General features: G+C 41.3%; 19 protein-coding genes and 2 tRNA genes. 13 read left to right on the top strand and 8 right to left on the bottom strand.

Going from position 1 to position 19,061, the window contains the following annotated elements; translation table 11 throughout:
- Nucleotides 1-92: 92 nt before the first annotated feature.
- Complete coding sequence (locus LY624_RS00405) at nt 93-3,518, bottom strand: S8 family serine peptidase (RefSeq protein ID WP_130150277.1); 3,426 nt, start codon at nt 3,516-3,518, stop codon at nt 93-95.
- Nucleotides 3,519-3,757: 239 nt separating this feature from the next.
- Here LY624_RS00405 and LY624_RS00400 point away from each other — a divergent pair, with 239 nt between their 5' ends.
- Nucleotides 3,758-4,228 (top strand): DUF2721 domain-containing protein, encoded by a 471-nt coding sequence (locus tag LY624_RS00400; protein ID WP_062569451.1) that lies wholly within the window; start codon nt 3,758-3,760, stop codon nt 4,226-4,228.
- Nucleotides 4,229-4,331: 103 nt separating this feature from the next.
- Entirely contained in the window at nt 4,332-4,784 is a 453-nt protein-coding gene (locus LY624_RS00395; RefSeq protein ID WP_062569450.1) for a c-type cytochrome, read from the top strand.
- 59 nt (nt 4,785-4,843) lie between these two features.
- On the opposite strand, the gene LY624_RS00390 is transcribed toward LY624_RS00395, so the two are convergent.
- Entirely contained in the window at nt 4,844-5,494 is a 651-nt protein-coding gene (locus LY624_RS00390; RefSeq protein WP_130150275.1) for a cytochrome b/b6 domain-containing protein, read from the bottom strand.
- Nucleotides 5,495-5,601: 107 nt separating this feature from the next.
- Here LY624_RS00390 and LY624_RS00385 point away from each other — a divergent pair, with 107 nt between their 5' ends.
- Nucleotides 5,602-6,309 (top strand): AzlC family ABC transporter permease, encoded by a 708-nt coding sequence (locus LY624_RS00385; RefSeq protein ID WP_341803631.1) that lies wholly within the window; start codon nt 5,602-5,604, stop codon nt 6,307-6,309.
- Nucleotides 6,306-6,605 (top strand): AzlD domain-containing protein, encoded by a 300-nt coding sequence (locus LY624_RS00380; protein ID WP_130150272.1) that lies wholly within the window; start codon nt 6,306-6,308, stop codon nt 6,603-6,605. The genes LY624_RS00385 and LY624_RS00380 overlap by 4 nt, the downstream gene beginning before the upstream one ends.
- Here LY624_RS00380 and LY624_RS00375 read toward each other — a convergent pair.
- Entirely contained in the window at nt 6,602-7,756 is a 1,155-nt protein-coding gene (locus LY624_RS00375) for an iron-containing alcohol dehydrogenase (RefSeq protein ID WP_341803630.1), read from the bottom strand. The two genes, LY624_RS00380 and LY624_RS00375, sit on opposite strands and share 4 nt — an antisense overlap.
- Nucleotides 7,757-7,916: 160 nt before the next feature.
- On the opposite strand from LY624_RS00375, the gene LY624_RS00370 reads away from it, so the two are divergent.
- The gene (locus tag LY624_RS00370) at nt 7,917-8,783 is read left to right on the top strand and encodes a LysR family transcriptional regulator (RefSeq protein WP_341803629.1); all 867 of its coding nucleotides are present in this window, start codon (nt 7,917-7,919) and stop codon (nt 8,781-8,783) included.
- 67 nt (nt 8,784-8,850) lie between these two features.
- Nucleotides 8,851-9,333, top strand: coding sequence for a glutathione peroxidase (locus tag LY624_RS00365; RefSeq protein WP_130150266.1), 483 nt, complete (start codon nt 8,851-8,853; stop codon nt 9,331-9,333).
- 55 nt (nt 9,334-9,388) lie between these two features.
- Here LY624_RS00365 and LY624_RS00360 read toward each other — a convergent pair whose 3' ends face one another.
- The gene (locus LY624_RS00360; RefSeq protein WP_083515317.1) at nt 9,389-9,577 is read right to left on the bottom strand and encodes a PA3496 family putative envelope integrity protein; all 189 of its coding nucleotides are present in this window, start codon (nt 9,575-9,577) and stop codon (nt 9,389-9,391) included.
- 390 nt (nt 9,578-9,967) lie between these two features.
- On the opposite strand from LY624_RS00360, the gene LY624_RS00355 reads away from it, so the two are divergent.
- The gene (locus LY624_RS00355) at nt 9,968-10,768 is read left to right on the top strand and encodes a YggN family protein (protein WP_341803628.1); all 801 of its coding nucleotides are present in this window, start codon (nt 9,968-9,970) and stop codon (nt 10,766-10,768) included.
- A 52-nt stretch (nt 10,769-10,820) separates the two neighbouring features.
- Here LY624_RS00355 and LY624_RS00350 read toward each other — a convergent pair whose 3' ends face one another.
- Nucleotides 10,821-12,263, bottom strand: coding sequence for an aminotransferase-like domain-containing protein (locus LY624_RS00350; RefSeq protein WP_130150262.1), 1,443 nt, complete (start codon nt 12,261-12,263; stop codon nt 10,821-10,823).
- A 101-nt stretch (nt 12,264-12,364) separates the two neighbouring features.
- Here LY624_RS00350 and LY624_RS00345 point away from each other — a divergent pair, with 101 nt between their 5' ends.
- A complete protein-coding gene (locus tag LY624_RS00345; protein ID WP_341803627.1) occupies nt 12,365-13,294 on the top strand; it encodes a DMT family transporter in 930 nt (309 codons plus the stop codon).
- A gap of 54 nt (nt 13,295-13,348) precedes the next feature.
- On the opposite strand, the gene LY624_RS00340 is transcribed toward LY624_RS00345, so the two are convergent.
- On the bottom strand, nt 13,349-14,197 hold the full coding sequence (locus LY624_RS00340; protein WP_341803626.1) for a diacylglycerol/lipid kinase family protein: 849 nt from the start codon (nt 14,195-14,197) through the stop codon (nt 13,349-13,351).
- Between the two features lie 323 nt (nt 14,198-14,520).
- Here LY624_RS00340 and LY624_RS00335 point away from each other — a divergent pair, with 323 nt between their 5' ends.
- The 5 genes from LY624_RS00335 to LY624_RS00315 all read left to right on the top strand — a co-directional run bounded on the left by LY624_RS00335 (nt 14,521) and on the right by LY624_RS00315 (nt 16,560).
- A complete protein-coding gene (locus tag LY624_RS00335; protein ID WP_165381466.1) occupies nt 14,521-14,661 on the top strand; it encodes a hypothetical protein in 141 nt (46 codons plus the stop codon).
- Between the two features lie 225 nt (nt 14,662-14,886).
- A tRNA-Ser gene (locus LY624_RS00330) sits at nt 14,887-14,977 on the top strand.
- Between the two features lie 53 nt (nt 14,978-15,030).
- Nucleotides 15,031-15,123, top strand: a tRNA-Ser gene (locus LY624_RS00325).
- A 109-nt stretch (nt 15,124-15,232) separates the two neighbouring features.
- Nucleotides 15,233-15,724, top strand: a complete 492-nt coding sequence (locus tag LY624_RS00320; RefSeq protein WP_165381465.1) for a DUF4124 domain-containing protein — start codon at nt 15,233-15,235, stop codon at nt 15,722-15,724.
- Between the two features lie 68 nt (nt 15,725-15,792).
- Complete coding sequence (locus tag LY624_RS00315; RefSeq protein ID WP_130150256.1) at nt 15,793-16,560, top strand: MBL fold metallo-hydrolase; 768 nt, start codon at nt 15,793-15,795, stop codon at nt 16,558-16,560.
- Between the two features lie 122 nt (nt 16,561-16,682).
- Here the strand turns inward: LY624_RS00315 and LY624_RS00310 are convergent, their stop codons facing one another.
- Together LY624_RS00310 and LY624_RS00305 are read right to left on the bottom strand one after the other, a co-directional pair.
- Nucleotides 16,683-17,810, bottom strand: a complete 1,128-nt coding sequence (locus LY624_RS00310) for an aminotransferase class V-fold PLP-dependent enzyme (RefSeq protein ID WP_341803625.1) — start codon at nt 17,808-17,810, stop codon at nt 16,683-16,685.
- Entirely contained in the window at nt 17,810-18,979 is a 1,170-nt protein-coding gene (locus LY624_RS00305) for a PrnB family protein (RefSeq protein WP_130150252.1), read from the bottom strand. Before LY624_RS00305 ends, LY624_RS00310 begins: the two co-directional genes overlap by 1 nt.
- Between the last annotated feature and the right edge of the window lie 82 nt (nt 18,980-19,061).

The raw sequence follows: 19,061 nt of genomic DNA, 5'->3' as shown, positions 1-19,061 counted from the left end.
ATATAAGTAAAATTAAGTCACGATATAAGTAGGCTTTGTGAAGCTATGTAAAAAGGGAGCTACAGCTCCCTTTATTCAAACGTATTGATTATCTACTTTTGTTTACGGCGACGCACAAATGCAAACGGCGCAGCTAAAAGAGCTAACCATGCAAGAGAACCCGATGAACGCGATCTATTTGCTGTAGGAGCAGGTTCTGCTGGCATCTCAGATGCTTCATCTGCAAGATTATTTACAAGTACAGTAACCATGGCGGGATCCGAGATATTGCCTGACTTATCACTGACAACAACTTCAAGTTCAATGGCTGTCATTCCTGCATCATAATCCAAAATATCTTGTTGCATTACCACAACATCACCTTCGGAAGTGACTGAAACAGCTGTAGAAGTCGAGCTGATTACAATAAACTCAGAAACAGGGCTGGCAAGGTCTGCACCAAAACTAGCTTCTAACGTGCCAATTACCGTGCCATTTTCTGCATTTTCATCCACTGAGAACTCAGCATCCGCTAAAACAGGCGAAGTGTTAGCATCACTTTGCGGAGTAGCAACATATGCTTTCGAACCTGAATCAGATAAAATTAAAAAATCAGCACCAGCATTAAGCATAGTTGCAGACTCTCCAGGTGCTAATGAGTTTACAGCATTCCCTGCGTCATCAATTAAGGCCGCGTAGACATTTTCAGATGCATCACTGAACGTATAAGTTCCCATTGCAACATCACCTAGGTTTGTCGCCAGTGGTGTCCACAACTCTTCCTCTGTTCTAAAACGAACATTTGCAGTTACATTGTCTAGGTCATCCGCCGTTAAGCCAAACGCCTCCAAACAACTTTGTAAGGTCAAATGATTATTACCTATAATTTGAAAGATATTATCCAGTTGTCCAGAAGCGCTGCCATAACCATGAGTGAAAGTGATTGCTGTGCCCGGCTCAATATCTTCAAAAAACCATTCAAGCTTACCATTTTGTACTGTTACATCGTATGTACCATCTTGATCAAGGTCAAAGTCAGCCATTAAGCCCGCAACGTATGAGTGAGTAATACCCTCATTTAGAATAACGGTTGTTAAAGTCACATAACCGCTTTCACAGATATCCGCCGTAACTGGGAATGTTTCAATCGATGCTCCCGCTAGATCAAAGCGATGCGCTTCATCAATATCATCAGTCATCACTGTTGGTGCAAAAACAGGGTTTAGCGTTGTCGCGCCTGTATTAGTCAACTGATGCGCTACACCACTTTCAGTTTCAACTGGTGTAAAGCTCATGGCAGCATTTGCTTTTGGTAATACGTGATAAACCAAGTGGAAAGCTGGCTCATCGCCATCAGAGAAAACTAACGCACCATCTAACTCCAAGTTAGTTAGATCTGCTGTTGTCGCTTGCGAACCAATATTATCATCTGTCAATGTCCACTCAGGCAACGTAGCAGGGTCGATTGTTGCCGTCACATCAAATGACATTGTTTGACCAGCAGGAACGGTGATGGTTTCAGGGTACTCTAATGAAAATGAACCACGCTCTATGTCATTTTGATAACGCTGATTAAGTGATAACGAATATACTTTCACTTCGTTCGAGAAGTTTTTAACTTGAATAGTTTTTGTTAATTCAACAGTCTCAGAAGCGTTAACCAGACCAAATGAAAGTGCCGCTTGTTTAGTATCAGCAGCCCATGCAGCAACAGGTAAGTTAGCAGCTTTATTAACATCAACTAAACCTGCACCAATATAGCTAATAGGCGCAAGTTCAGCATCTGGGTTTATTGCACGAGGCTCCATGGTGACATCTAAATTTGCTGTGTTCATTAGTGTCGCTTTAAGCTCTAACGCATTGCGCTCTGGTTGTGCTTCTTTTAAGAGGCTCACAGCACCTGCAGTAATAGGCCCAGAGAAAGATGTACCCGATACACCCGTTAAACCATTGCCGAGTCCAGGCTCAGCCGTCATAATATTCACACCAGGAGCCGTAATTTCAGGCTTAAGCAAGCCACCCATTGATGGACCGCGAGAAGTAAATCCTGCGATAGCACCTGAAAGCACAACTTTATCTAACTGAAAACGGTATACTGGCTGCTCACCAGCCGCTAACTGCTCTTTTAATTGACGCCCTACTCCTTGTGTTACCGAGATAACACGAATAGTTACTTGGTCTGCCTCTGGGCCTGCAGCCATGCCAGGTGCGCCTCCTTCTGCATTATTTGCAATAATGACATAAGCAGCCCCGCGTTGCTGTGCTCGCAACGCCTTAGCAGAAAAACCACATTCACCACGATCGATAATGACACCTTTACCGGTAAAATCGACATCTTCGGCAAAGTCAACACATGCCGTTGCATTGTCACTTGGGTAAACTAACTCATGGTCTTCGCTGGTCAAGACAAACGCATCTGTATTTCCGAACGATGCTAAACCCGTTTCGATTTCTTCGCCATTTAAATCATTGGTGAATACATTATCAGGTTCACTAGGGTGAGTCATTGCACCCACTGAAAGTGCATTTTCACTGGTACTTGGGCCACCAACAATAAATGGATATGCACCATCATTACCAGCAGAGATAACTACATTTGTGCCTAGCTTTACAGCTTCATTTATAAATAAGCCCACAGCATCATTGGCAACATCACCATAATCACCACCTAAAGACATATTAATTACATCTACACGGTCAGAAATATCACCATCGCCATTCGGGTCCATTGCGTTTTCTAATGCCAGTAATTGCGCTAAGCCAGGACAATTAGCCGCACAAACAGAGTAAACAAATAAGTCCACATTAGGCGCAATACCATTTACCGAGTGAGATACATGGGTACCATGGTTAGTTGTAACATCAATCGGATCAGCATCATTATTTATATAATCATAGCCACCTAAAACTTTACCCTGTGGCCAATCAACGCTTGTTGGGTCTGCCGTCGCTGCCGCATAGGCTGCATCTGTGCCTTCGCCGCCAAATGCCGTATGGGTGTAGTCAATACCTGTATCAAGTACAGCTACGCGTACCCCTTGGCCTGTTGCTAAGCCATTTGAGACAAGTGGGGTTGCTTCAATATAATCCGCACTACCAGCAACATGTAGCTCATAGTCATAGACAGGATATATCTCTTCAACTTGAGGATTCGATAAAAGCATTGCGACATTTTGCTTGCTACCATTTACAACAACTGAGCTAACAAGTGTTGATGTTTTAGCAATAACTTGCACAGGTAAATCCATACTCTCAATAGTTTGTTCTACTGATGCTTGCGCCGTCTTAGCAACCGCTTGTACTGAGGCAATATCAGCCCCCATGGTTTTTGCGCTAACTGTTGCAGGTGCTTTGAGTTTAACCAACCAGCTTGTTGCTTCACCTTTTACATTTTTTTCTTGTTTAGTAACAGCAACTGGCTTAATTAGTTTTTTACCCGCTAGGTTATACTTTGAAAAATCATTTGCCTGAGCACTTGCACACATTGCGCTTGCAACAGCGAGTGCGACTGTTGTTCTTTTTATTAGATTATTAGACATAGGGTCCCCTAGGATATGTTATGTTATCGTTTTGACAGTGATTGAAACTGAGTTTCGACGTCAATATAAAACGGGACGACAAATAGGAACAACAAAATAATTACACTATGATTACAATAACCACAAAAATAGACACAACATCGTTTCAAACCCATTGTTTTTAAAATAATTTATAAAAAACAGTGGGTTGTAAATGTTTGTAAACGAATATTGTATTTTTTAACGTAAAGCGAGACGAAATGAACTCAGACGTCATTAACATTTTAACGATGGCAAAGGTAATCCAAACAGCCGTAGCCCCCGTTTTCTTAATTACTGGTATTGCTGCAACACTGGGGGTTTTATCTAATCGTCTTGCACGCATTACCGACCGCGCAAGACAGCTTGAGCGAAAGCTAAAAGTAAGTACCGACGAAGATTTTAATCTATCATTAACGACCGAATTAAGAGCTTTGCTCAAACGCTCGCGCTGTATCCATATTGCATTTAGCTTAAGCGTACTTAGTGCTCTACTTGTCTGTGCTGTGGTCATGTGTCTGTTTTTATCACACATTCAATCTATTAATTTAAGTGTGACGATTGCCAGCTGCTTTGTTGCAGCAATGGCATTACTCATTTTTGCCTTTTTATCACTACTTGGTGAAGTTTTCTTAGCAACACGAAGTATGCGCCGTGGTATGATCTTCGCAGACATAGACATAAATGATTAAATTAAACTTAAGTTAAGATTAACCGCATTACACTTGAATAATCTATTTAGCTGAGATAAAACTCGGTTAATTTATCTTTATGACATATTAAGGGGCAAAAGGAATGAAATTAAAACAATTAGTATTAGGTACGATACTGTCGACTATGGCACTTAGCGCATCGGCAGACTCTGTATTTGAAGAGCCAAGTGACGCTATCGAATACCGCCAAGCGGCATTTTCAATGATTCGCGTACAAATTGGTGACATGGGCGATATGCTAAAAGGAAAAGTACCTTTTGATGCAGAACGTTTTCAGATGCGTGCAAACAATGCAGCAGCACTATCAAAAATGCCTTGGGAAGCTTTCGTAGCGGGTTCTGATAAGGGCGATACATCTGCACTTGCAGCTGTATGGAGCGACAACGAAACCTTTATGAAAAAAGCCGTTGCTTTCCAACAGTATGCTGATGAACTAGCAGTTGCAGCACAAAGTGGCGACCAAAAAGTTATTGGTAAAGCATTTGGCGCATGGGCTAAAGGTTGTAAAGATTGCCATAAGTCGTTCAAAGACTAGCAAAAAACGTTGACCAAAAAAGGCGCTTATCAGCGCCTTTTTTAATGTTTTGAAGCACCTTAGCCAAACAAGTAATTTAAAGGCTCTGCTCCCCAAGTCGTAAATAATACCACTAAGCACACGGCAAAAATAACGAATGCCATAACGGGTGATTTAGTCACAGGCTCCGTGACTGAGATTTGATCGCTACTGCCCGTAAGCATAGGCTTTACCAAGTTCTTACCCTTTATACGATAAATAACAATCGCCAAAACATGCAACACAATGGCATACAACAAAATATCAAAATTAAGATGATGCAACCAACCTGCAAACTCCACGGTATCTGAGGATACATGCGCCACCAGCGGACCATCCGTTAATATATCGTCACTCGTCATTAAGCCAGAGGTTAATTGCACGATGAGCAAAGCAAAAAAGGCTATCACCATATAGCTACCCGCCGCACCATGACCCGCTTTGTGCTCATTACTCGTGAACGACTTAATCGCAGCAACAGGAGAGTGAATTAGTGCTGAGAGCCTCGCAGTTTTACTACCAATAAGACCCCAGATAAGACGAGTAACTAGCAATGCAAGGGTGAAATACCCTGCTGCAAAATGCAGCTCAAGCATGCCCTCTTCGGCACTAAAATAAAGTGTCGCGATAGCCGCAACCAACAACCAATGGAAACTTCTTATAAAGCCATCCCATACTTTGACTTTAGACATTGTAACCCTCCCTAAGAAATGTATATTATTGCAAACTTCGACGATTTTGACACACTCCAATAATAGGTGTTTTGATCTGAGCTATAACAACAAACAAGAGCGATAAGATGCAAAAACCCATTCTAAGAGCCTTACTTAAAGGTTTTTTTGACATGCTTCCTTTATGTCTTGCGGTATTACCTTGGGGAATTTTATGTGGCTCTTTAGCAATTCAAAATGGGTTTAGCGCATTTGAAACACAAGCGATGTCGTTACTGGTATTTGCAGGGTCTGCGCAGTTGGTCGCCATAGAATTAATGGCTGGCAATACGCCGCTTTTAACTATTTTGTTTACCACACTCATTATTAGCTCGCGGCACTTTTTATATGGCTTGGCAGTACGCCACAAGGTCATCGATCAGCCTTTTCGTTGGCGGCTTCCTGTTAGTTTTGTTCTCACTGATGAATTATTTGCTTTCTCGCACCATCGCAAAGCTTATCGAACAAAAGTACGCCTTATTTATGCTTTAAGTGCTGGGTTTAGTTTTTATATTGCGTGGAATATTTGGACCCTGCTAGGCATAGTCGCGGGAAGCTTGCTCCCCGATTTAACAAATCTCGGTCTTGACTTTGCCATTGCAGCCACCTTTATTGCTTTAGTTATTCCTGGCGTAAAGAACCTTGCTACCTTGGCGACCGTGATCACCGCAGGTACAGTTGCAACGCTATTGAAAAGCCAAGGCTTTCAGCTGTGGCTAGTCACAGCAGCCCTTATCGCTATGACGGTGGGTTATGTAATTAGTCGCTGGCGAGCAAAAGAGGAGCACGTACAATGATGATGACTATTTTATTGATGGCGTGTATCACCTTCTTCACCCGTTACTTATTTTTACACCGTGCGCTACCGTTTAAAGTCGGCCCGAAAATGCAGCAATTTTTAAGTTTTAGTGCCCCTGCAGTACTTACTGCAATTTGGGTACCCATTGTGTTTATTAATGACGAAGGGATAAATCTAGATTGGCAAAATCCCTACCTAAGTGCTGCAATCGTATCCGTTATTGTGGCTTATAAAACACACAATATTTACTACACAACACTGGCAGGGATGGGATTATTTATAATCTTAAGTTAGACACTTGCAAGTAAAATCGCGCGGCTTTTCTCAAGCGTAACTTGCTCGCGCTCACCAAGAGCCGTCATACCATGACGTTCAAGCTGAGCCACAAGTTTATCGGCAACACTTTCATCCAACTCGTAATCGCTTAAGCGAGTTGGCATTTTAACACTGTGGAAAAATGCTTCTGTTGCAGCTATCGCGTTATCAATTGCCGTATCTTCATCGCTAATATCAAGGCCTAATACTCGCTCAGCATATTGCAATAACTTGCCACGCTTAGTGTCTTTTTGCTCTGCCATCATACGTGGTAATACAATCGCTAATGTTTGAGCGTGATCCAAGCCATACACAGCAGTCATTTCATGACCAATCATGTGAGTTGCCCAGTCTTGCGGAACGCCAGCACCGATTAGACCATTGAGTGCCATAGTCGCTGACCACATAATATTAGCACGCACTTGATAGTTATCGGGTTCAGAGAATGCTTTAGGACCTTCTTCGATAAGTGTCATTAAAATCCCTTCAGCAAAGCGATCTTGTAATTTGGCACCCACATCATAAGTTAGGTACTGTTCCATCGTATGCACAAACGCATCAACAATACCATTCGTTACCTGACGCTCAGGTAATGAGAATGTCACAGCAGGGTCTAGCACAGCAAAACGAGGACGCACAAATTCACTGGCAAACGGTAGTTTATCTTGTGTCTCTAAATTTGATACCACGCTGAAGGTGTTCGATTCAGACCCTGTTGCAGGTAAGGTTAAAACAACACCCAATGCGACTGCTGACTTTACTTCAGCGCCTTTTGCTAAAATATCCCATGGTTCGCCAGCAAACTCAGCTGCAGCTGCGATGAACTTGCTACCATCAACTACAGAACCACCACCAACCGCGAGGATGTAGTCAATTTGCTGCTCTTTGACTAGTTCGACTGCTTTCATGCACGTTTGGTAGCTAGGGTTTGGTTCAATACCAGCAAACTCAAACCAAGTATGCTCGCTTAATGCGGTTTTAACTTGATCATACACACCGTTTTTCTTAATGCTGCCGCCGCCATAAGTAACCAGTATCTTGGCATTTTTTGGGATCTCATTTTGAATTTCTTTAATTTGTTGTTCACCAAAATGAATTTTGGTTGGATTCTCAAAGCTAAAATTTAACATGCTTACTCTCTCATATTTGTGAGTATTAATCAGTGACCCGGCTATTGTAGTTATTTTTATATAGGGATAAAGGATGAAAATGAATAATCACTTTTGCAGACATGCAACAATAATCATCATAAACTAGTCGTAATTAAATGCAGCATCCTAAGGGTCGAAAATGTGGCAAGGCTTAGAAGAATTTTTATATGTCGTTGAGCATGGTAGCTTTACGCATGCAGCCAAGGCTATGGAAGTATCCACCTCACACATAAGTCGGCAAGTACAACAGCTGGAGAATCGTTTAGGTTCCGTATTATTTCAACGCACCACACGAAAAATTAGCCTCACTGATGCAGGGCGTGAATACGCCATTAAATTAAAAGCGATACGCCAAGAATTGATTGATGCAAACAATCAATTACAGGGCGAGCAACGCCAACCAAAAGGCCTAATACGTATTACAGGTGCTGGCGAATTTGTAGCAAACCAAGTCGCCCCCAAAGTCGCAGAGTTTGTCAAACGCTACCCTGAGGTTGAAGTCGACCTCGACTTTAATAGTCGTAACGTTAACTTAGTTGAAGAAGGTTTTGACTTAGCTATTCGCTTTGGCAGAATGCAAGACTCAAATTTAATTGCACGACCACTCTGTAAACGCGTAATGACACTCGTAGCAAGCCCAGAGTATTTAGCTAAGCATCCAACTCTTAACACACCTTTTGATCTCACTGAGCATAACTGTCTAATTACCATGCGAAAACGCTGGCGATTTAATATTGATAATCAAGTTAAAGAGGTTCGCATTGATGGTAATTGGCGTAGCAACCATCCACAAGCTATTTTAAATGCTGCTGTTGCGGGTGTTGGTATTGCACACCTTGCTCTGGATATTGTTGAACCTTATTTAAGTAATGGCCAATTAGTGAGTGTACTTGATGAGTTTCAAGTCAGCGATAATGCATCTTGGTTAGTATACCCTCGCAAAGATCTATTACCGTTTCGCGTACGTTTGCTGATAGAACATTTAACCGATGCATTCGCTGATTAAAATTTACGCTTTTAGAAAAATCTCAAGCAAGTTAGAATCAGTGTAACAATAATAAAAAGTTATCATTATGAGCGAATTTTACCAACTTTCTGCTACTAGCCTTCAAGGCCAAACTATCGACTTTTCCGACTTTGAAAATAAGGTTGTGCTCGTGGTAAACACAGCCAGTGAATGCGGTTTTACGCCACAGTATGAAGGACTCCAAAAGCTACATGAAAAATACCATGATAAGGGCTTAGTAATTATAGGTTTTCCCTGTAATCAATTTGGTAAGCAAGAACCTGGTGACGCTAAAGAAATAAAAGAGGGCTGTCTAATCAACTATGGTGTCAGCTTTTTAATGATGAGCAAAGTTGATGTAAACGGCGAACACGCACACCCCGTTTTTCGACATCTAAAGTCCGAATTGCCTGGCTTTATCACCCGCAAAATAAAATGGAACTTTACCAAGTTTTTAATTGGCAAAGATGGTAAAGCCATTAAACGCTTTGCACCACTAACAAAACCAGAACAAATAGAATCAACCATTGTAGCAGCATTACATAAATAAAGCGTACGTCAAAAAGCAATAAAGAGGCGCAGCACCTCTTTATCTAAATTTATACTTAGTCGTTCAAATAATCATCAAAATCATCTTCACCTAAGTTTCTTCGCAAGCGTTTTTGTTCAAGATAGTCTTCCAACTTCTTCTTAACGCGTTGCTTTTTCTTGTCGTGTTGATTACGCCCGACCATTTCGTACTCGTCTTCAACAAAATCGTCATCTAGCGCGTCATAACTAAATGTCTTACCCACAACCCACTCCATAAAGTGTTTGAGACCAATTCAACGGTTTTAAATTTATTCCATGAATTGGCAAAGTTTAAAAAGCTCAGTAGTAATTTAGTACCTAAAAACTACCAAAATAAAGCCATAGCCCCATGCTAAATAGGTGATATGTCAATATTGTGAATAAATAGCGCTAAATTCGATTTCTGAAAAGTGAGAGTTTTTTATCGTTTCGATAAAACTCATTTATGTATATGGATTTTTTGGTTAATTTGACCAAAAAATGGTTAAAAATTAATTTTTATTTCTTATCCACAAATGAATAAAAACAAGCAAGCTTTTGATATTAAATAACTTTAAAAGCTTGGCACTCTATTTGATTACTAAATTTTGTCATTTCAAACAGGAAAGAAAAAAATGAAAAAGTTATTGTTAGCAAGTTCTTTATTTATCGCCACAAGTGCTATGGCTCATAACGATAATGATACAAATATTTCATTCAGTGGTGAGCAATGTGATGTTGAATTTAAAAATGATGTTCGTATTACGCCAAGCGAGCTAGAAGTTTACACAGCCGATAATCGTACTATGAAAATCATCAACCAAAATAATCTATATATTGATGGTCAAAGCGTATCCCTCAATTCTTCGCAGCAAGAGGCTATTGCCGCTTATTCCGACAGCTTACGCAGCCAACTCCCTGAGGTGGCAAACATCGCGCTTGATGGGGTAAAAATCGCAGGTGTAGCAATCGAAGAAGTTGCTAATGCTTTTAACATTGACGGCCTAAACGACATATCTGAATTAATGGATGACATTAGCGTAGAAGTGCAGAACGCTTTCTATCAACAAGGTGCATTCACTATGGGTCAGCAAAATTTCGAAAAGTTTGGCCAAAACTTTGAGAATCAGTTTGATGAGCAAATCGAATCCGCGGTTGAGTCAGCCATGATGAAATCAATGGGCAGTATTTTAGTTGCTCTTGGTTCTGCATTAATCGGCTCAGGTGGTGATATGGATGCTTTTGAAAAGCGCATGGAAAACATGGGTGAACAAATCGAAGCACGCGTAGAAACCCAAGCCGCACAACTAGAAGAGCGTGCCGATGCACTCTGTGGCAGTTTTGCAGATATTGCCCATAAAGAGCAAGAGCTAGTCGCTTTAGTACCTGAATTAAAAGAATACCAGCTGTTCACATTTAAACAGCATGCTGAGTAAGATATCCCTGAACCAACGCACTTGGTTTTGCGCAGAGCTTGCTCTGCGCTTTTTATTTTTTGGCTAATACTGTGAGCTGTGACAAGGTTTTAATTGCTTGTTCTAAATGCTCAGACCAAGGTAAACCATAGCTTAAGCGAAAACAGCTGCGGTATTTTTTACCCGCTGAAAATATTAACCCTGGAGTAATGCTAATCCCCGCCTCTAACGCTAAATGGAATAACTTTACCGCATCATACTGCCCTCCAAGATCAATCCAAATCACACAGCCACCCTGCGGATTACTAATGCGCGCGCAACTTGGCATATATTGCTGTAAGCACCAAATCATACGTTCTTTATTTGTACTCAAGCGCTGCCTCAACAAACGCAGATTACGATCGTACTCACCGCTGGCGATAAACTCATACAGAGTCCATTGATTAATAAGTGGCGCGGAGCAACTCAGAGCACGTTTATAACGCCTTGCTTGCTCTGCAAACTTGCCCGCAATGATCCAACCAATACGATAGCTTGGTGCAGCCGTTTTTGAAAACGACGCACAGGTGATCACTAAGCCTTTTTTTGAATAAGCTTGCGCTGGTGTAGCACGTTTAGCAGTAAAATGTAGATCGCCATAAACATCGTCTTCTATGAGCACAACGTTACGCTCTTCTAAAAGAGTCACTAACTGCTCGCGTTTAGTCTCTGGCATAAAACTACCAACGGGGTTATTTAACGACGTTGAAAAAACACACGCTTTGATATCATGCTCATCGAGGGCTTGAGCCAAATCATCTAGCCAAATTCCTTCATCAGGACACAGGGGGATTTCCAGCGCCTTTAAGCCTAAGCTTTCAATTAATTCAATAATGCCAAAATAACAAGGCGATTCGATGGCGATAATATCGCCAGGTTTAGCGACACATTTAAGTGCTATTGCCAATGCCTCTTGTGCGCCATTGGTGATCACCAATTCATCACTATCAACACCAATGCCAAAATCTAAATAGCGGTGGATCAATTGCTTTTTCAATGGTGCAAAACCATCCATTGGACCGTAGTTAATTGCCGATGCGCCAGCCAGTGTCATTACACGTCGCATTGTTCGTGCTAGCGCTTTATCTGTAGGTGCTGCTGCAATAGGGTTTGCAATACCGAATGGCACAACATTGGCTTTATGTATGGCACTATAAACTTGCTCAATCAAGCCTTGCTTATTCACCATCATTGGTTCGCGACTTAGCTTCACTCGTTTCGGCCGCGATTGATTTAATTGAGAAGACTTTAAAAAGTATCCTGACTTTTCTCTGGCTTCTATCAACCCTTGCCCTTCTAAAAGTTGATAAGCTTGTTTCACTGTTGGGATACTTACGTTTAACTTATCAGCCATTTTTCTTAGCGACGGTAACTTCTCTCCAGGCAATAACGACCCTTGAGAGCAAAGATCTCTTATTAGCTGAATCACCTGTTGATATAAAAACTCACTATTACTGCGACTGATTACTTGTGACATCGGACACCAAACTGTATAGGTTATATTTTTAGTTTTCTGTATATGTTAAGTATACAGAAGAGGCCTAAAATGAACATACTTTAAACTTTTGAGTACTAACTATGAAAAGTGCCGCTCTTTACCTCGTCACGGTACTAATTTGGGGGTCAACTTGGCTAGCGATTGAGTTTCAATTAGGCAATGTTGCCGTTGAAATCTCCTTGTTTTATCGCTTTGCTATTGCAGCCGTTTTAATGTGGGCTTTCGTGCTGATAAAAAAGCTACCTATGCAATATTCACTACGTGACCATGGCTTTTTCGCTTTACTGGCATTGTTCAACTTTGGTTTAAACTATCTTGTTTTATATTGGGCACAAAATTACCTCACTTCAGCCATGGCATCGATTGCTTTTTCCATGCTGTTATTGATGAATATCATCAATACACGGTTATTTTTTGCCAAACCTATCGCCAAGCGAATTTACTTTGGTGCACTTCTTGGCGTGATGGGAATTGCTAGCTTGTTTTGGCCACAAATTCAGCAATTCAACTTGAGTAATGGTGCGTTGGTCGGGTTACTACTTGCGCTATCAGGAACCTTTGTGGCTTCATTGGGAAATATGGTCAGTGTTCGAAACTCTCAGCGTAACATTGGCGTACTACAAGGCAACGCGTGGGGTATGTTATATAGCGCTTTAGGCTTGGCTGCTTATGTTTTAGTCAGTGATGTAGAGCTTACCTTGAATGCTCCAACAAGTTATTGGGTGTCGCTGCTCTATTTAGCTGTGTTCGGTACAGTAATCGCATTTGCTTGTTATTTTGCACTACTAAAAAATATCGGCCCAGAACGGGCAAGTTATGTGATCGTATTATTCCCACTGGTTGCAGTGGTACTAAGTACCTTATTTGAAGGATTCGAATGGCAAGCGAACACCTTTATCGGATTTAGCTTAGTTTTATTTGGCAATGCCATTGTGCTAACACCGACAAAACAAATTAAAGCTTTTTTTGCTGCTCGCAGTATTCAGCAAAAAGGCTCCGTCCCCAGTTAGAAGTGACTATGTCGCCTCTAACACCAAGCGCTGGCAAATTTTGCCGGCGCTTTTTTATGGCATATGAAAACGTAGCGCTTGCGGGTGAATACTGATCTTCGCAGGCGTAAAACCCACCAACTCACCATCGGCCTCAATAAGCTGTCCAGTGGTGGTTACTTCAGCACTGGCTAGTTGTGAATATTCTAGCTTTTTCAAACTATGATGCTTTACCAGTAGTAAATACACAAAACTGAGCAGGTTTTTCAGCAAACCACCTGCGGGCATGCAGTAACAGTCAAGCTGGCCATCATTTAGCTGTGCTTTTGGAGCGATTTTTAAGCCACCACCAAAGTAGTGATGATTGGCAAAAATCGTCGCTAAGTTACTGTAGTTGAGTGCTTTACCATTAAACTCACCCTGAAGTGACCGTGCCTGAAATAAAAATAGCTGCTTAATACCCTGCCAAGTGTAGCCAAACGAGCTAAAAGTTCCGGCTTTGTTTAGTTGAGCCACCACTTCAGCGTCAAAGCCTATACCCGCAACATTGATAAAATACCGCTGGTTTACTTGTCCAACATCGATTAACTCTGTACGGCTATTAAAAACGGCTTCATACCAAGCCTGTTGTTTACACGCAAAGCCACGAGCAAAATCATTACCTGTGCCTGCCGGAATTAACGCAATTGAACAATCACTCTCTATGACTGCATTAACAGCTAAGTGTAAAGTTCCGTCACCACCAATCACCACGATTTGAGTTTGCTTCTTAGCCAAAAGCGCAATATCAGCGCAATCATTCTCAAACTTACCTGTGGTTAAATACAATTCAGGCTCAATCTGTCTTTTTTTACATTCTTTTAGTAGCCAATCAACACTGTTTTTATGATTTTTTTTGTCGCTTGGCTTTATTATTATCAACATCAACGATTACTTCTTTTCAAGCAGGGCAAAAACAGCCACTCATTCAAATTATATTAATCTGAATATTTAGTCACTTTATAAATTTAAAAACGCATAAACAAAACAACATAAAGCAAAAACTCTTTATATGCCTAAAGTTAATAAAAAAGCACCTTGCATAACCATGCAAACTATAGCAAAACAGAAAACTTAACCCATTGTTAATAAAGTGAATTCGGATTAAAAAAAGTTATCCGATAGACTCAATTTTTATCGTTTTATTTTTGTCCATTTTGGTTGCAAAATACCCATGTTTTCAACCAAACACAACCTGGAGCAAAGTAATGAACCCGATTAATACACTAAACCAAAGTGCAGCAACTCATGTTGCCGTAAAACCAACTAACAGAAAAGCAAAAATGCTTGCTAAGTTAAACCGTTACGGAAAAAAACTGGCACTTGGCGGCGCAGTACAACACAAGTAATCCCCAACCATGGTTACTTTATCGGTGCAGTAAACACCCAACCACTAATGAAGATCCTTCTTTAGCTCCTCCGTTTACTGCTCCAACCCTTCTTTTAAGTTAAAAACAGCAAATAATTAAACCTTTTTACAAAAAACACCCTCTTTACGCTCAAAAAACAAGCAAACGAACTTTTTCCTATTTACACAGCCGATTCAGCTAAGTATTATTCTCGCATCACGATGTGGAGAGATGGCAGAGTGGTCGAATGCACCGGTCTTGAAAACCGGCAGGGGTTTGTAGCCCCTCTAGGGTTCAAATCCCTATCTCTCCACCACTTATTTTTATTTGTTGATTTATTTCAGCAAATTACAATCAGAATTATGCGCTGGAGAGGTGGCCGAGTGGCCGAAGGCGCTCCCCTGCTAAGGGAGTATAGGGTTTGTAGCTCTATCGAGGGTTCGAATCCCTCCTTCTCCACCATTTTATTATTAAAAACCGCTTTTTAGCGGTTTTTTTATGCTCGAAAAACTTGCACACCTCATTATATTTCATGCATGCTAAGTATCTATTTGCTACACAAAGTGATGCTATGTTTCGTTTTGTATTTGTTACTCTTGCTCTATTTGCCAGCGCCAACAGTCAAGCCACTATTTATCAGTGTATCATTGACGGGGTTGCCACCTTTACCGAGCAGCCTTGTGGTAAAGATGCAGCAATCGTGAAAATTACACCGCCACCAGCAAGTAATCAAATCCCAGCCACAGAGCAGCCGCAAAAACCAGCAGACTTAAGTGTTGAGGATTATTTAAAAATCCAAAAAGTCGATCGCGAAATAGACCGCCTCCAATTAGAGCTCAAAGAACTACAAAAACAACAAAGTGAGCGCATCGATAAACTCAAAAATATGACGCAAGATGCCGCCAATAGATTGGGGGCAGCGTCCATTGACGATGCTATTAGCAAACAAAGCGAACGTATTAACGCTTACTATAAAAGTCAAATCGCCACCCTAGAAAAGCAAGTAGCACAGCTAGAAGAAAGCAAAAAACAGCTCAAAGAGCGAGGTACACAATCCAATTAGCTTAGCTTACCAAAACTGGTCAGACATGATATAACTGATTTGCTGATTAAGTTTAGGGATCAATCGTTTTGCAAATTCACACGCTCGAAGGTTATATCCAAAATATCTATTTGGTTGAATATCCAGATAAATTGATGCTGCTTGATGGTTGTTGCCGTGCTGATGTGAATACTGTATTTGACTATATTACCGAGCAACTAAAGCGCCCTGTCACTGACTTAAAGCTTATTGTGGTGACCCATATGCACCCAGATCATGCCGGTGGAGCACACGCATTAAGAAAGTTAAGTGGTGCTAAAATAGCCACGTCAAACGCCCCAGGACAATGGTATAGAGGCATTGATGGTTTCTTAATGCACTTAACCGATATCGCGCTTGCTTGGTGGGTCGCAGGTAGGTTAAATAAAAAACGCCACAATCTTTGGTACAGCCGCCATCTAGATGCTGATTATTACCTTGGGGCAGATGCAACCCTACCGGGCTTTGAGGATTGGCAAGCACTACATAGCCCAGGTCATACCGACCGAGATATTAGCCTGTACCATATTCCCAGTGAGCGAATTTACATTGCTGATTTATTGGTAAAAGTAAAAGGGCAGCTCGTGCCACCCTTTCCTGTTTTTTACCCAAAGCTGTATTTAAACTCTTTGCTCATGCTAAAAGCGCTGCAACCCAAACGAATTATGTTTGCCCACAGTAACGAAGTCGGTATCGAAGACATCGACTTTGCGCAAGTTTTAGCATTGGTCCCCGAAAAACCAATGACGCACTGGCGTTCAGTCAAAGCAAAGGCTCGACAAGCACTTAACGTAATACCAACTCGCAATAATACTTAATCATTTTGAGGGATAAAACCTGTCGCTACCTGCGTTAAAAATTTTTCATTAAGAACAACTTAACTACGAAATTTTTGCCTTGTTATCAACAAGGTTTTATTGCCTCAAAAGAGCTCACTTAATTAAGCGCGTTGGTATAAAGCGCTTTTCACAGTCGTAATAAAGGCATCTATATCCTGCTGATCATTGTAAATATGAGCAGAGACTCTTAAGCCTAAGTGACGTTCATCAACCGCAATATTCGCTGCAATAAGCGCAGCTTTAACAGCCGCTTGTTGCTCGCCAAAATGCATAATGGCCGTTCCAGAGCATTTGTCAGCCTGTATTGGTGAACCCATATAATCAGCTAATTGATCATGAAACTGGGCAAGCATTGCTAAGTTATATGCGCGCACTTTTTCGATACCAAGCTCTGCAAAGTAATTAATACTATGCGAAGCCAGGATATAAGGTGCAACTGAAGGGGTACCACCCCAAAAGCGCAACGCGGTTTGATGATAAGCAAAGTGCTTAATATCAAATTCAAACGGATTTTGATGAGAAAACCAGCCAACATCTTGTGGCTGACAAAGTGATAGCTGCTTGCGGTTAACCCATAAATAAGCAGCACCAGGTCCACCACATAGCCATTTGACACTCGAGCCCAACATAAAATCGGCATCAAGCTTAGTTAAGTCGACCTCTAAAATGCCCGCAGACTGCGCAACATCAAGTAAGCTCAATGTGTTGTGTTGCTTTGCAATATTTATAATTTCATGAATAGGCGCTTGCTGACCCGTGTTTGAATAAACATGGCTGATAAAAACTAAATCAATATTATTATTCGCTAAATATGACTGCCAAACCTGTGCATCTGTTAAATCTTCATGTTTACCAATAAACACAATTTCAGCACTTTCAGGTAGGGCTTTTTGCATTGCAAAACCCATACTTGGAAAGTCACTTTCGGCCATCAACACTTTGCAATTTTCTTGCTGAAGTCGCGGGTGTGACATCAAAAGCTTGGTTAAACCGCTCGATAAGTTAACCTGTGGGCAAAACAACTCACTTTGCGAGTTAAATAATTTAGCGAGACTACTCGTAAATGCCTCGACACCTTGCAGCCACTGTTGCCATGGTTCTTTATTTTCATTTTGCCAAGCGGCAAAAAATTGCTGATGAAAATGCTGCTCAGCAGATTTTAAGGGTCGCCCCACAGAGTGGTTAAGCAAATAGCTGCCTTGTGGAATTAGAAAATCGTTTTTGTTCATTACTTAATCCACTGTTTTAACTTAGTTAAATCATCAAACCGAGTGCGAATATCATCCCGCTTTGCTGCCGCACGGCGATCACGCAACTGCTCTAGTGAGTTTAGTAACACATGCAAAGGCGGCCCACTGGCTGTGACTTTATCCATATGTTGTTGCTGCATTTGCTGTGAAGGTTGCGCAATGTATTTACTGACCAATTGATTATGGTGGCCAATCGCAGTATCACCATGCAATTTGCACACTTGAATAAACAGTTTTAAGTTAGTTTGTAGCCATTCGCTATCGCGCTCAGCTTCTGCCGCTAAAAAGTCATCCATAATACTTGTCATACGCATGCTTTCGCGCAGAATCTGCTGATCTTCAGGCATCATATACAAGAATTTATCCACCAGCATTTGCGAGTAGCTAGGTTCATTGGCAAAACAAAGCCCAAGCAATAAATCGATGACATTAATGCCCGCAAAATCACCAGCATTCGCGCCACGATATATCTCTTTACCTACTCGATACGGCTTGTAATACGGCCTTACACAATAGAAAAAGCGGTCTGTATCGAGCTTGTTGTATAGCGCATTATTCGACTCAATCACATCAAGCAGCGCTTGTTTTGCCACTGCAAGTAAATCTGCCGTGATAGGATGCGATATTCCTAACGGCTGAATTTTTAATAAAGCATCCGCCGCACGCTTATACGCTAAAATACCCTTGGTATTGTAATCGATAAAGATTTTCTCATCTTCAAGGTCAGTAAAGCGCTTATACACACCATCAACCGCTTTATTGTGGGTGGTTAAATGCGCCGTAGCAAAACGCGGGGTTACACCAATTGATGCACCAATGTGCATTGCCAGCGCAGAAGCTTCAACAAGCGGTGAACTTGTTTCACGAGAAGGCTCTGTTATCTCATGTCGACGGCATGCCGCCATATACAAACCAACATTACCTAACAAGTCAAAGGCGTTATCAAAGCCTTCATCAGTATTACCCTCTGCAAGTAAGGTGCGAATATGCTCATTACCTTCTTGCTCTAATTGATGCTTTAAGTGCTCACCGACACCCTCTACATTCGCTTTATCGTCTTGTTGCCAATATAGTTTTTCTAATTCGCTGTTGATCTCAACAAAACGGGTGCGAAGCCAGCTATCAAATGCCTTGGTGTTCTCAGTCACAGGCTCACTCCAAAATAATTATATTGCGATAATGTTAACAGAGTTCAATGAGTGCTAATCGCCAAAATATAGACTAGAATCC

Origin of the sequence: Pseudoalteromonas sp. N1230-9, from assembly GCF_032716425.1 — a bacterium.
GTDB lineage: Bacteria > Pseudomonadota > Gammaproteobacteria > Enterobacterales > Alteromonadaceae > Pseudoalteromonas.
Note: the sequence above shows the minus strand (reverse complement) of the source record. Positions and strands in the feature narration are given on the sequence as shown.